The 13,439-nt window shown below is 36.5% G+C and carries 12 protein-coding genes and 1 pseudogene; 7 read left to right on the plus strand and 6 right to left on the minus strand.

Annotated features, from left to right (window positions below):
• The first annotated feature begins 2,072 nt into the window (after positions 1 to 2,072).
• From G4D61_RS16260 to G4D61_RS16280, 5 genes are all read left to right on the plus strand, one after another.
• Positions 2,073 to 2,894: a YitT family protein gene (locus G4D61_RS16260; protein WP_163174425.1), complete on the plus strand. Its 822-nt coding sequence runs from the start codon at positions 2,073 to 2,075 to the stop codon at positions 2,892 to 2,894.
• Positions 2,895 to 3,343: 449 nt separating this feature from the next.
• Entirely contained in the window at positions 3,344 to 3,571 is a 228-nt protein-coding gene (locus tag G4D61_RS16265) for a helix-turn-helix domain-containing protein (RefSeq protein ID WP_035354666.1), read from the plus strand.
• 10 nt (positions 3,572 to 3,581) lie between these two features.
• A complete protein-coding gene (locus tag G4D61_RS16270) occupies positions 3,582 to 3,788 on the plus strand; it encodes a hypothetical protein (protein WP_035354668.1) in 207 nt (68 codons plus the stop codon).
• A gap of 171 nt (positions 3,789 to 3,959) precedes the next feature.
• Complete coding sequence (locus G4D61_RS16275) at positions 3,960 to 4,427, plus strand: hypothetical protein (protein ID WP_163174427.1); 468 nt, start codon at positions 3,960 to 3,962, stop codon at positions 4,425 to 4,427.
• A 405-nt stretch (positions 4,428 to 4,832) separates the two neighbouring features.
• Positions 4,833 to 5,315 carry a CBO0543 family protein gene (locus G4D61_RS16280; RefSeq protein ID WP_163174429.1) on the plus strand — a complete coding sequence of 161 codons (483 nt, stop codon included), beginning with the start codon at positions 4,833 to 4,835 and terminating at the stop codon, positions 5,313 to 5,315.
• A gap of 160 nt (positions 5,316 to 5,475) precedes the next feature.
• Here G4D61_RS16280 and G4D61_RS16285 read toward each other — a convergent pair whose 3' ends face one another.
• From G4D61_RS16285 to G4D61_RS16295, 3 genes are read right to left on the minus strand one after another with little or no spacing between them, the layout of a single operon-like run.
• Positions 5,476 to 5,724, minus strand: coding sequence for a helix-turn-helix domain-containing protein (locus G4D61_RS16285; protein WP_035354672.1), 249 nt, complete (start codon positions 5,722 to 5,724; stop codon positions 5,476 to 5,478).
• 11 nt (positions 5,725 to 5,735) lie between these two features.
• On the minus strand, positions 5,736 to 5,894 hold the full coding sequence (locus G4D61_RS16290; protein WP_081979078.1) for a YvrJ family protein: 159 nt from the start codon (positions 5,892 to 5,894) through the stop codon (positions 5,736 to 5,738).
• Between the two features lie 4 nt (positions 5,895 to 5,898).
• The gene (locus G4D61_RS16295) at positions 5,899 to 6,507 is read right to left on the minus strand and encodes a sigma-70 family RNA polymerase sigma factor (RefSeq protein ID WP_163174431.1); all 609 of its coding nucleotides are present in this window, start codon (positions 6,505 to 6,507) and stop codon (positions 5,899 to 5,901) included.
• Positions 6,508 to 7,472: 965 nt separating this feature from the next.
• On the opposite strand from G4D61_RS16295, the gene G4D61_RS16300 reads away from it, so the two are divergent.
• Together G4D61_RS16300 and G4D61_RS16305 are read left to right on the plus strand one after the other, a co-directional pair.
• Positions 7,473 to 9,077: an ATP-binding protein gene (locus G4D61_RS16300; RefSeq protein WP_163174433.1), complete on the plus strand. Its 1,605-nt coding sequence runs from the start codon at positions 7,473 to 7,475 to the stop codon at positions 9,075 to 9,077.
• Positions 9,070 to 9,744, plus strand: coding sequence for a response regulator (locus G4D61_RS16305; RefSeq protein ID WP_025731031.1), 675 nt, complete (start codon positions 9,070 to 9,072; stop codon positions 9,742 to 9,744). Before G4D61_RS16300 ends, G4D61_RS16305 begins: the two co-directional genes overlap by 8 nt.
• An 89-nt stretch (positions 9,745 to 9,833) precedes the next feature.
• Here G4D61_RS16305 and G4D61_RS16310 read toward each other — a convergent pair.
• The 3 genes and pseudogenes from G4D61_RS16310 to xylB all read right to left on the minus strand — a co-directional run.
• A pseudogene (locus G4D61_RS16310) lies at positions 9,834 to 10,274 on the minus strand (MFS transporter); the annotation flags it as partial.
• Positions 10,275 to 10,435: 161 nt separating this feature from the next.
• Positions 10,436 to 11,812: a sugar porter family MFS transporter gene (locus G4D61_RS16315; protein ID WP_025731032.1), complete on the minus strand. Its 1,377-nt coding sequence runs from the start codon at positions 11,810 to 11,812 to the stop codon at positions 10,436 to 10,438.
• Between the two features lie 29 nt (positions 11,813 to 11,841).
• Entirely contained in the window at positions 11,842 to 13,365 is a 1,524-nt protein-coding gene (gene xylB / locus G4D61_RS16320) for a xylulokinase (protein WP_025731033.1), read from the minus strand.
• Between the last annotated feature and the right edge of the window lie 74 nt (positions 13,366 to 13,439).

Consider the following 13,439-nt stretch of genomic DNA (forward strand, 5'->3'; position numbering starts at 1 on the left):
TCGACGTTGACGTGGCATAATAGCACGCTCCCTTAGGTTAGTATGTTAAGTGTACTAGCCCTTATAGTATCTGTCCAACTTAGTGTAGCCGATTCAGAATGTAATTAATAGTTTATTAGGAGTTGTATCTGGTTATGGTGCAACATATGAACTAGTTGTATGTATAGGAGGCTTTACTCAAGATGCTAGAAAATAGACAAGAGAACTATTTTTTAAAGTTCGACTTTATGACTCAGATGAGCTAATTTTGATGCCTTACTTAGAAATTATGCAAAACTAAATGAGAAAATTCAGGATTTACTATATCTTAAAAGAGTATGGTTGTAGTAAAAGGGGAATTTCTACTATAGTATCAATGAATAATTAAACTAGATGATGAAGGGATTATAACAAGAATAATAGGGAATGTTCCAGGGAGTTAAACTAAAGGGAAGCTATAGGTAATGGTGATAACGAGTGACCATTGCCCCTGAAACCCTTGATATACGAGGCCTCGATGTTGATGAAAAGCAAAATGCTAACATAGTGTATTCTTTTAGAGGCTTCTCGTATGAAAATATGAGAAGCCTCTAGTTTTATAAAGGATATGTAATTTAAAGCTTACTTCCCTCGTTTTAAAATCCTTTTTTATATTATTAGATAAGAATACTAATAATGAGATTTCTAAAGAAATTATATGGAATAATTACCGAAGGGATTTGTAGAGTTTGGTCAAGGAAGAAACTTCAGGCAATACAATAACGGTGCACTAGACGAATACCAACGGGGCTGGGGGAAGCTTTGATCGAATAGTGAAAAATGATGGAACCATAGTCATTATGTTTGAAATACAGATTTTAAAGTCATTAAGACAAAAGAATTGTGGAAGCAATAGTAATTAAAATAGGTATGTTTTTTTCTTATAGAGGGATGAAGGGACGTATCAATTTTTCTTCAAAAACTTCTCGCGCCAGTCTTTTCTAAAGAAAATTCAAGACCAATGAGCAATAAATGTTGAAATACATTTGGGCTAACACGCCGTAGCTGCAATACGTCCCTTACATTCAATTAATTTTTAAAATATTGATTAACCTTCTTTATCAACTAATTAAAACATATATCGGCTGAACCCTCATAGTGGGCATCAGCCGATATACCTCACTTATTTAGTAACACGACGCGTCACTTCGAACTGATTTCTTCCTGTCTGTATAATGGCAAACTGGCTACATGAAGTGCCAGAAGAAGTATATGGGGCTGCTACAACATCTCCATTTGAAGTTCTAACGGTTGCAGTGATTTTTGTTATTAGGCACAGCCCTCGGCTATGAGTCCAAGTAGCATTAGGGGAAACGATGTAATCGTCGTCGCTACACAAGGATGACAGGTACTCAACGCGTCCAGACGCAGTGAATTGCGTCGAGTTGACGATCGTAACGTCAGGGTAAGCCATCTCATTAGTATGGCATTGGCATCGCTTTCTTGGTTTGCAATTTCTTAATTGATTTTCTCGATTTCTCCGGTATTTTTCGTATTAGGACATATTATATCACTCCCTTTTATTTTAGATGTAATAGTGTATTCTATATGTAAAAAAGAGGATTATGGAAAAGTAGTGATCCTATGTTTGGTAAATGAATAAAAACTATATAGCACGTGCGTGGCCTTTTTTATGTTGATACTATATGTTCGAACTGTTCCTAGATTCTATTAAATCGGTGTCTCTGTATAGAAGTTGTCAAAAAGGCTTGTTCGTGGATACTTTTTTATTTGCAGGACTGACGGAATAAACATATGGATTTTAAACGATTGCTTATTAAATAATAGAGATTGTTCACGTCCGCAGAAAGTGAATCCCTATAGTGGAAATCAACAAACCACTCTCTTATTTAAAACAGCAAACGTCCAAAAAGAAAGAACGCTATTACTCATAAATATTTTAGACGGTTATCACTGAATGAATGATTCCCCTGAATTAAATAATCCACTTTTATACCTTCACTTTTTATCATTAATTTTGTATAATGACAAAGGTTTTTTGTGTTTCAATTAGCACATATTATCATCAAGAGAAAAACTAAGAGGTGCTTATTTTGTTTCGATTAATTTATCAAGTCATCCTAGTAGGATTATGCTCTATGCTTTTTGGGTTTGCTTACAACACTTTTCTAATTCCGCATAAGTTGTCTTCAGGGGGCGTTACTGGGATTGCTTTCTTTATTCATCATTTTTTACATGTCAATACGGGTTTAATTGTATTGATGATTAACATCCCATTATTTATTTTAGCTGTTATTTTTCTTGGAAAAAGATTTGTTTGTTTTACGATATATTCAGTTGTTGTTTTATCCTTTAGTTTGAAAGTTATTCCGATTCATGCGATAAGCAATGACATACTGCTTTCATCCATTATAGGCGGTGCGCTTTATGGGATTGCAGTCGGATTGATTATTCGGATTGGCGGTTCAACAGGCGGAACGGATATCGTTAGTTTAATCCTATCTCAAAAACGGAACATACAGGTTGGATTTTTAAGTGCGTGTATAAACCTTCTTGTTGTCGGTGCCTCGGGGCTTATATTTGGATGGAATATTACTCTATACACCATTATCGCCATTTATGTAGCAGGCCGTGCCGTTGATATGGTTTACACAACACAAAATAAATTAACATTAAGGATTGTCACCGAGAAAGGTGATGAATTAACAGAGGCCCTTATCCGTTTACATTCTAGAGGAATTACAGTAAATAGTGCAGAAGGTGCTTATACGCACAACCCTAAAAAAGTGCTAACGACTGTTATAACAAGGTTTGAACTGAATGAGACAAAACATACGATCAAAATGATTGATCCGCATGCGTTTGTAAACATTTCACAAACCCTTGAAGTAATGGGACGGTTCAGGAAAAATTAAGAAGAGGCTGGGACAAAACTCAAAAGTGATTAGCTAAAGATGAACATTGCACAAATCAGCTCCGGAAATATACGTAGGCCCCTGCGGGAAGCAAAGTATATTTGGTGGGGTTGGAGCGCAATATTCAGGTCTTCTTTCGTTAACACACTTTTTGTCCTAGCCTCTTTATTTGTATAAGGATTTATTCTAAAGGATTGCTTCTGTTGAATAGATGTCTTTTTAAAAAAGTTGTTTGCAGCGTAAGGGGCGAGAATCCAACGAGCTCAGCGTGTCTATGGGAGAATAGCCCATGAACGTCCGCGGAAAGCAAGTCCCTGAAGCGAAAATGAATTGCCAGTCGATATTTATTTACAACTTTGATTTGAACTTTTTTAAAGGGGACTTGTATATTTTTAACAATTCTTGTCCATAAAGAAATATATGGAAGATACATATAGGGAGTTGTAAATATGTTCGGATGGGGAGGAAAGCCAAGATCACGATTTGGAATATGGTTAGATCAGAAGGGGATTTCACAAGAATGGGTTTCTAAACAAACAAAGATCAGTCGTAATACGATCAGCAAAATTGCTTCAAACAAAGAATATTCACCTAATTTAAACACAATAAAGAAAATCATGAAGGCGATTAAAGAAGTAGATCCTCGTGTGAAATCGGATGATTTCTTTGATCTCTAGGAGGGTAAGGATGGAACCGGGTGTAAATATTTGTGTTGGTAACTTAGACGAAATCATTACCAATAAGAAAAAGGATTTAGATAAATGTGAAGAAGAACTAAGAAGCTTGGAATATAGCTATATGGTTCGGCGAGAAGCATTGATGGGGTATAAAATAAAACTTCAAGAAGACTTGATAAACACATTAAAGGAATCGAAAGGTATTTTTAATGTTTAAGTAAGTGAAAATTCCTGTTTTAAAGTTTGAAAAATGAAATAGCTGACTCTTCATAAGATCTTATCATCTAGAGTGTAATATGGAAGAATTAGTGACCGCTCATAGGCGGTTTTTTTTATTAAAGTTGGTTACGATAATGGTGTAGAAAACTAAATAGAGGTGAAATAGCTTATGATAACAAAGAGGCACTTAGTGTTTAATATACTTAACATCATAATTCCGTGGTTGACATTGTTATTTATCGGAAAACGCAATATAAAACGTTATTCTTTAGCAGGCGTGTTTATTGTTGTTTTTGAGATCATCAATCATTTATATGGGCATAAACGGAGATGGTGGAAATTTTACGATAAGCGAAAGTCATTTATAAAGGATGAACTTCCCTTTAGTATCGGTCCTTATATGCCTCTTTCAATGTGGATACTTAAATTTTCCTATGGGAATTTTAAAAAGTTTGTGATCCTTAATGTGATTTCCGATGCTTTCTTTGCATTTTTCTTTATTGATGTTCTTAAAAAGTTTAGAATCGTAGGGCTAAATCGGCTCAATCATGTTCAATTTTTTATATATTTGCATTATAAAGCATATTTATTATACGGTGTTCAATATTTATCTGAGAAAATAAAGAGAGTTGGTTGATTTTTTCATTTGCTATCTGATCCTCTAAAGTGGGATGCTGATTAATCAAAATATCTGAAGACAAATCAAGTTTTTCGGCTTTTAAAATAAAGATTGTATTTCCATTGATTTGAATTCATGATATTTTCCATAAAAACTCTTTGTTTTTTTGCTATACAATGTAGCGAAGGGGCTGACCCACCAGCATAATTAGTGAATTTCCGTTGCGGAAAACCAACTATCACTTTTTTAAAAAGAAAGGCTACTGCAAAAATCGGAGATATGACTGCCGATTGAGTAAGTAGTCTTTTTTTTACATGAATTTAAGAATTTAAGAATAAAAAGGTGGGATTTGTTTAAGGATTCTTCTGTGAAGATAAAATGATAATAATCAGATCTGAATATATTAGGAAAGGGTGAGAAAAAATGCCCTATATGTTTGTTTTTATTTCTATATTTATTTTATATACGATCGTCATTTTAATGCCTAAAAGGCTCTCTCGTGGCGAGATGTACTATACCTCAATTTTTGCAATCTTACTGAATGTTTTTGTAGATATTTATCTTGATCTTAAACTAGATTTATACGGTTACTTTCATAAAGGCGTAGATTATCAAATGGTGATTGTTCTAATCGGGATTTTTCCACCTATCAGTATGATTTATTTAAATGGTTTCCCTTATGATGGAAAGCCTTTTACGAAAATTAGTTATATTTTTATATGGACAATCATTTCAATCATATATGATTTTTGTTCGGTTAAAAGCGGTCTTCTATACTATAGAAAATGGTCACTATTTTATTCAGCGTTATGTTATCCTTTTTCATTAACATTCGCATATTTTAATTTAAGACTGATAAGATGGCTTGCCAGAAATGATGGAATGTGGAAAAGGAAATATGACTGATATTGTAGTTATCATAAAAAAACCTATTCTTTTTCCATTTTTATAGAGGAGTGAGAAGAGTCCATGATTTTCCAAGGACTCCTTTCATATATTGGTAAAATTGGCCAATCAGTCAAGCCAATAAAGGTACTATTCAACAGCATTTTCTTTGTGCAAAACTTTAGGATTTTTCAGCTTTCCGCTGAATATTCTCCTTCATTTCCCAGAATCCTGGGACAGAGTCGATGTCATACTTTGTAATGTGTTCAATCAGCTTGATTTTCAATTCTTGTTCTAAATCCTTTCGATCATTTAAATTAGTCATGTATAGTAGCTTATTAATTTTTGGTGCGAATTGTTGCACGATTGCTTCAAGCGCAATCGTACTGTTTTTTGATTGTTTTACAAGCTCATATAATCGCTCTGTCATCTATATCATTCCTATCTGTTATCTTTCATCGTCTCGCTTAATTGTGTAATCACTTCTTGCATATGGTCTATCTTCTTATCCAGCCGACATAATAAGTAGAGCGAGATTGCGACTGGAAAGCCAGCATTACCAACGATTGTCATCCATTGCGAGAAATCAGCAGCGTTCATATGATTACCCCCGATTATTCATATAGTGATAAATTTTTTGTAATGCTTTCTTTCGCAGTTTGGAAACAGATTGTTGTGATTTTTTTAACTTATTAGCGATTTCTGTATCTGATAATCTGCTTACATAGGATAAATAAAGGATTTCCTTTTGCTTTAACGAGAGTTTTTGTAAAGCATTATACAATCGAATATTTTCAATGTAATCGTCAATTTCTTCACTACGTATGATGTCATCCATTGTGATTTGAGCAGACGGATCGGGAATCGTATCTTTCAATGTGATAGCCTCTTCATTTTGAAGCGGCTGATCTATTAATAGTAAATATCGAGATGAATATTGGCGCTGTTTCTGATCAAAATGAATGGCATCGAAATATAATGACGAAGAAATAAAGGAAGTAAAGCGAATATTAAAATAAAATTGTTTAAAAGCCTGGTCTAATCTTTCCTTATTTTCATTTGTAGGATCATGCATTGTTTCTTGAAGCATAGAAACATGGTCTTCATGATTAAAGAAGCTTTGAATGATCGGGTTACGGAAAAATTGTTTATTAGCATTTTTGAATTGTTGCAGCTGTTCAGAACTGTATTGATTAGAACGATGTTGGTTCATTGTATCCCCTCCACACTCAAAAATAGAATATATGTTCGGTTTTTTGTGATAAATAAATGACTAAATAAATTTAGCCAATATGATTGCGTGCTATCCTGTTTGATTATAGAAAAATTGTAACATGGAAAAAGCCTGAGATGTAAGTATTTTTAAGTTTTGGATTGTTATTAAAGAAATATTATTTACTTACATAGTGCATTTAAAAGTTGCTTGAAGCAAGCTTCCTGAAGCAGAAATCAACTCCGTTTTGATAAAAACAACAAAGAATACAAAGCAGCAATATAAGCAAAAGATGATTTTTAAATATTTAACCTGTTAGAAAACCAGTTGATTGAAGCGGAAGGTGCGAGACTCCTGCGGGAAAGGCGGGATCGCTGAGACCCCGCAGGCGTGCAGCGCCGAGAAGGCTCAGCATCCGCCCACGGAAAGCGAGCATCCTGAAGCAGAAATCAACTCCGTTTTGATAAAAACAACAAAGAATACAAAGCAGCAATAATAAGCAAAAGATGATTTTTAAATATTTAACCTGTTAGAAAACCAGTTGATTGAAGCGGAAGGTGCGAGACTCCTGCGGGAAAAGCGGGATCGCTGAGACCCCGTAGGCGTGCAGCGCCGAGAAGGCTCAGCATCCGCCCGCGGAAAGCGAGCATCCTAAAGCAGAAATCAACTCCCTTTTGATAAAAAACAACAAAGATTACAAAACAGCCTAAGCTTTTTATTTAAAAAGACATAAGACTTGTGAATTTCTACTATTTAAAGTTAAAAAAATGATGATGATTACAACCATTCCTCTAAAAATATAACATCTTTCCTAGATATTTTAAGAGAATAGCACCTTTAGCACCATTTTATTGATCCATTAGACATATGCTTGCTTGGACATTGAAAAATGCGGTAGACTAATAGATGAAAAAGCGATTCAATATTTGAAAAATATTTGCAACTCCCAGACGAGAGTGATACATATGCATACATTAAAAGTTTCGTTGCAGACAAAAATACTTGGTTTTGTTCTGCTATTGACTTTTTTTATAACAACATTGCTAACAGTATATTTTATGATGGTTGAAAGTAAACAGATTGAAGAGCAGAAGGGCCGTTTAGCATTGGAAATTTCGAAAACGGTTGCAAATATGCCGACAATCATTCAAGCTTTTCAAACAAAGAATCCTTCAAAGACGATTCAGCCTTTAGCAGAAAAGATTCGAAAACAAACGGGGGCTGAATTTATTGTTGTCGGGAATAAAAAAGGGATTCGCTACTCCCATCCAATTAAAAGCAGAATCGGTAAAAAAATGATTGGGGGAGATAACGAACGGGCAATTGTAAAAGGTGAGTCATATATATCGAAAGCGAAAGGATCTTTAGGGGCTTCCTTACGCGGAAAAGCGCCCATCTTTAATCAAAGAGGGGAAATTATTGGTGTAGTGTCTGTTGGCTTTATGCTCGAAGATATTCAGCATCAGATGTATATGAGATTAATGAAAGTAGTGATCGTAGCAGTCATTGCGTTAATCGTTTCTATTCTTGGAAGCGTCCTGCTTGCTAGAAATATTCGGAAAGATACGATGGGCCTTGAGCCTTATGAAATTGCTGCCCTTTATAAGGAAAAAAGAGCGATTTTACATGCAGTTAAAGAAGGAATATTAGCTATCGATGAACATGGTTTTATTATTACGATGAATCAGCCTGCGAAACAATTGCTGCATATTAATAGGAAAGTTCGGCAAACAAAGGTTGATCAACTTATTCCTGCTGGCTTTTTGTATGAAGTGCTAGATTCTAAACAACCGCAAACAGACGCTGAGCTTATTTGGAAGGATAAAATACTTATTGTCAATACGACGCCAATCTTAAATGAACAGGGAGAGATTTCAGGAGTTGTTGCATCTTTTCGTGATAAATCTGAAGTTGAAGATATGGTCAATACGTTAAGTGAAGTGCGGAAATACTCGGAAGATTTACGAGCGCAGACGCATGAATTTACAAACAAATTGCACGTTATTTCCGGATTATTGCAATTAGGTGAATACGATGAAGTGATCCAAATGATTCAAGAAGAAACAGCGATGCTTCAGTCTCAGCATAAGCTTCTATTTGAGCAAATTAAGGATGCAAAGGTACAGGCAATTATCCTTGGAAAGCTTGGCAAGGCTTCTGAAAAGAAGATCAGTTTAGAAATTGATACAAATAGTGATTTGCGGCCGCTGCCAAAACATATTAAACTCTCCCAGCTGATCGTCATAATTGGTAACTTAATAGACAATGCCTTTGAGGCTGTAGCGAAATTAACGAATCCACTCGTCATCTTTTTCGCAACCGATATTGGAGAAGATATGATTATTGAAATTAGTGATAATGGAAATGGAATCACTGGGGAGGAAATTTCTCATATATTCGAGAGGGGATTTACAACGAAAACAAATCGGGCTCAGCATGGATTTGGGCTTGCAAATGTCAAAGAAGCCGTTGATGAACTTGGCGGTTACATCGAGGTACATAGTAAAGCAGGGAATGGAACTACTTTTACCGTTTATATACCGAAAAGGGGAGGAGAATCACGTGCTTAAAGTAGTCATTGCTGAAGATGATTTTCGTGTGGCTAATATTCATGAAAGATTTTTAGCGAAATTTACAGAGATGAAAGTGGTCGGGAAAGCGTTAAATGCAAAACAAACGATGGATATGCTGCGAGAAAAGCACCCAGATTTGCTATTGCTGGATGTCTATTTGCCAGATGAGCTTGGTTCAGATTTATTGGCTGATATTCGGGCACAATTTCCCTATGTAGATATTATGATGATTACCGCTGCCGCCAATAAAAGTTTGATCGAAAAGGCACTTCATTATGGAGTAGAGCATTATTTTATTAAGCCAGTTGCAATGGATCATTTTCAGCAAACGATCGAAAAGTATTTAGAAAAACGAAATCTATTACAATCGGAGGAACTAGTTAATCAGCAACTTGTTGACATTTTATTCGGCAATCGTACACAAGAGGGGACTGTGAAAGACCAGTCGCTACCAAAAGGGATTGATATGATTACTCTTGGAAAGGTAAAGGCAGTGTTGAAAGAAAATGAGGGCTTCTCTGCGGAACAAGTGGGCAATTTAATTGGCGCATCGCGAACAACCGCCCGACGCTATTTAGAATATTTGATTTCTGCGAATGAGTGCAGGGCGGAAGTAGAATATGGCATTGTTGGCAGACCGGAGCGGAAATATTATTTAAAATAAAATATGAATCTTACTTGTGAATTGTTGTTGGTTATTGTTAAAAGGGAGCAGATAATTTTCGCTTCAGAATACTAGCTTTCCGCGGGCGAAAGCTTAGCAAACAGCATACGAACAGAAGTTAAACTGACAACTTGATCATCGTTGCGTGTAATAGCAGAGGTGAGTGCTCCGTATGGATCATTCATACAAGTGTATGTGGCGGAAAGGGCGATTTAGGTGATTAAGCATAGATGAGTTTGCCTATTCCTGAAAACCAAGGTGTTGTGAAATAGAGGATCGCTAAAACGGCAAATGGAATCGCTCCAAATAAAAGATATGGACGAAATCTTCCCCATTTTGAATTTGTTCTATCGATAAGAAGACCTACAATTGGATCATTAATAGCCTTACAATTAAAAACATCACACCGGCTGCTGCCGCTGAAATCCAAATACATCGGTGTAAAAGAATAATAGGTAGGTAATGACAGTTTGATAAATTAAATTACATGCCAAATCTCCTGAAGCATACCAAACTTTTCCGTGTAGCGAATCGTTTCAGGTTCTTTCTTTACAATCTTTTCAGCATAACTAGTGGCCAATTTTGAATCCTCCTTAATATTACTGAATACGCTTTTGAAAAGCAGTTAAAAAATTCCCCTATCTAAATGATAAGGGGAAATAATGAGCAACGATGAAGGATAAGTAGTTTGTTATTTACTAATGGAATGACCTAAATTCTGATGATTGTTTTCTACACGGCTGTTTCTAAGGTCAAGTTCAATTTGTTCAAGACTTTTTCCTTTTGTTTCTGATACAAGTTTGCTGACAAAGAAGAATGCAAGAACACCCATAATCCCGTAAATGATGAACATTGTACTGATACCAAATTGTTCAATTAATTTAGGGAAAGTTAAAGAAACGATTAAGTTTGCAAGCCAGTTTGCAACGCTTCCAATTCCCATCCCAATTCCACGGACACTAAGTGGGAAGATTTCAGATAACATTACCCATACAACAGGTCCCCAAGTAAGGGAGAAGAAGGCAATGTAAACAGCTAAACAGATAACTGTAGTCCAACTGGATGCAGCCGTATGTCCTGAAACAATGTTGACGATGCCAAGAACGAATAAAGAGATGGACATTCCGGCATTTCCAATTAGAAGCAACGGTTTTCGGCCGATTTTATCAATCAATACAACAGCAACGGCTGTTACGATAACGTTTACAATTCCGATTCCAACGGTACCTAGAATGGCTGCTGATGCTCCAAGGCCCACATTTGTAAATGTCGTTGGTGCGTAGTAAAGAACAGTATTACAGCCGATGATTTGTTGGAAAACGGCTAAACCGATGCCGACGATTAACGCAGGGCGCACCCATTTTTCTTTTACTTCTTTAAATCCGCCTTGTTCTTGTTGATTTGCTAATTTGATTTCTTTAATTTCATCTTCAACGCCATTTCCTTTACGCATAAAGTTTAAAATGGAGCGTGCCTCGTTTTCTTTCCCTTGTTTAAGGAGCCAGCGAGGACTTTCCGGTAAAAAGATGACACCGATTAACATAAGTAATCCAGGGACGAGCGCGATTCCAAGCATCCAGCGCCAGCCTTCGGAAGAGCTGAAAATATAGTTTACAATATAAGCAAGTAAAATACCTGTCATAATCATTAATTGGTTTAAGCTAGATAATGTACCGCGAATGGCAGTTGGGGCCATTTCAGATAAATACATCGGCACAAGTGTTGAAGCGCTTCCAACCGCAACCCCAAGTACTAATCTAAATAAAATTAATATGCCTGCGTTGGCAGATAAGGCAGTACCTAGTGCACCGATACAAAATATCGTGGCAGCAGTTAGAACAACTTTCCGTCTACCAAGGCGGTCGGATAACGGACCGCTAATTGCGGCACCAATCATACAGCCTAATAAAATCGAACTAACAACAATACCTTCTGTCCACGAAGTAAGATGCAGATCTTTCTTAATGAACAGGATAGCTCCGGAGATGACACCGGTATCGTACCCAAACAAAAGCCCTCCTAAAGCACCGAAGAAATAGATAAGTCCATTATTTACTTTAAACTTCATAACTTTTCCCCCCTAATTGGAGGATTCATCTATTTGGCTAAAACTGTAGATGAATCCATCATCCTAAGATCGAATAATTGATGATTAATGGCAACAGTTTGCGGATAGACATCTTTATAAACTTGATAGAACGCTTTATAACGACTGACATGTTCAGGGTTTGGTTCATATGTTTTAGCGATCGAAATAAAGGTTTCTGCACATTCCTTGAGAGAAGGGAACCATCCTAAACCGGTTGCGGCAATCATTGCTGCTCCCATGCCAGGTCCTTGTTCATTTTGTAATTTGATTACTTTAGTATTGAATATATCAGCTTGAATTTGTAGCCATAGATCACTTTTAGCACCGCCGCCGATTGAGATAACAGTATCAATCGTTTTACCATAATTGCGGAAAATCTCAACACTTTCATTAATCGAAAACACAATACCTTCGATGACGGCACGAACGAAGTCATGTCTTTTATGCGAGCCGTCGATGCCTGTGAAAGTACCTCTAATTTTTGCATCTGCATAAGGAGTTCGTTCGCCAACGAGATATGGTGTAAAAATGAGACCGTTTGCACCGATTGGCGAAAGAGCAGCTTCCTCTAATAAACTCGAAAAACTTTCATGTTCTGCGAATGTTTCTTTAAACCATGACAGACTATATCCAGCAGCAAGTGTGACACCCATAGTATAGTAGGAATCTTTTTGCCCATGATTGAATAAATGAACTTTTCCGCCAAAATTACGATGCTTATTATCTTCATAAGATAGAAATACACCGGAAGTACCGATGCTACAAAGCGCCTTTCCTTCAGACAATATACCAGCACCAATTGCCCCGCACGCATTATCAGCGCCGCCAGCAAATACTTTCGTTGCTGGATTCAAGCCAGTTACTCTTGCGAATTCAGGTGAAAGGGTACCAACACAATTTTCCGTTTCAACTAATGGAGGACAAATATGCGCCGGAATGTCAAACGTCCGGAGGATATCAGTGCTCCAAGATTTATTCACGATATCCAGCATGAGCGTACCAGCTGCATCTGAATACTCCATATTTAATTCACCTGTCATTCGATAACGAAGGTAATCTTTTGGCAGTAAGAAGACGCTTGTTCTTCTTAAATGCTCTGGTTCATGCTCTTTCACCCAAAGAATTTTCGGTAAAGTAAAGCCCTCTAAGGCGGGATTTTTTGTAATTTCAAGTAATTTTCCGCCTAATTGCTGATCAATTTTTTTACACTGAGGCGTTGTTCTTGTGTCATTCCATAAGATTGCATTTCTAATTACTTGTTGATGGTCATCAAGTAAGATCAAGCCATGCATTTGTCCAGAGAAACTAATGCCTTTTATGGAATCGGAAGGGACTTGTGCTTCTGTAATAAGTTGTTTCAAAGCTTGAATCGTTTTTTGAACCCATTCTTCAGGATCTTGTTCACTATATCCCGGCTGTTGTTGGAGCAACGGATAATCTTTTGAAACAGAATGTTTTACAGCTCCTTGTTGATTGACAAGAAGGACCTTTACTGAACTTGTTCCAAGGTCAATTCCAATGACATATTCCATCAGCGATCTCCTCACTTTTAAATAGGAGAACTTGACCGTCCGGCCATAAATGTAAATGGGACAGCCAAGTTTTC

The sequence above is a fragment of the Heyndrickxia ginsengihumi genome, assembly GCF_011008565.1.
Classification (GTDB): domain Bacteria; phylum Bacillota; class Bacilli; order Bacillales; family Bacillaceae_C; genus Weizmannia; species Weizmannia ginsengihumi.

What these genes read in the sequence shown, in the direction of transcription:
- G4D61_RS16295 (WP_163174431.1), bottom strand. Translation starts at nt 6,507, where the DNA reads ATGAACCAACATCGTTCTAATCAATACAGTTCTGAACAGCTGCAACAA.
- G4D61_RS16300 (WP_163174433.1), top strand. Translation starts at nt 7,473, where the DNA reads ATGCATACATTAAAAGTTTCGTTGCAGACAAAAATACTTGGTTTTGTT.
- xylB (WP_025731033.1), bottom strand. Translation starts at nt 13,365, where the DNA reads ATGGAATATGTCATTGGAATTGACCTTGGAACAAGTTCAGTAAAGGTC.
- G4D61_RS16275 (WP_163174427.1), top strand. Translation starts at nt 3,960, where the DNA reads ATGATAACAAAGAGGCACTTAGTGTTTAATATACTTAACATCATAATT.
- G4D61_RS16285 (WP_035354672.1), bottom strand. Translation starts at nt 5,724, where the DNA reads ATGACAGAGCGATTATATGAGCTTGTAAAACAATCAAAAAACAGTACG.
- G4D61_RS16270 (WP_035354668.1), top strand. Translation starts at nt 3,582, where the DNA reads ATGGAACCGGGTGTAAATATTTGTGTTGGTAACTTAGACGAAATCATT.
- G4D61_RS16280 (WP_163174429.1), top strand. Translation starts at nt 4,833, where the DNA reads ATGCCCTATATGTTTGTTTTTATTTCTATATTTATTTTATATACGATC.
- G4D61_RS16315 (WP_025731032.1), bottom strand. Translation starts at nt 11,812, where the DNA reads ATGAAGTTTAAAGTAAATAATGGACTTATCTATTTCTTCGGTGCTTTA.
- G4D61_RS16290 (WP_081979078.1), bottom strand. Translation starts at nt 5,894, where the DNA reads ATGAACGCTGCTGATTTCTCGCAATGGATGACAATCGTTGGTAATGCT.
- G4D61_RS16265 (WP_035354666.1), top strand. Translation starts at nt 3,344, where the DNA reads ATGTTCGGATGGGGAGGAAAGCCAAGATCACGATTTGGAATATGGTTA.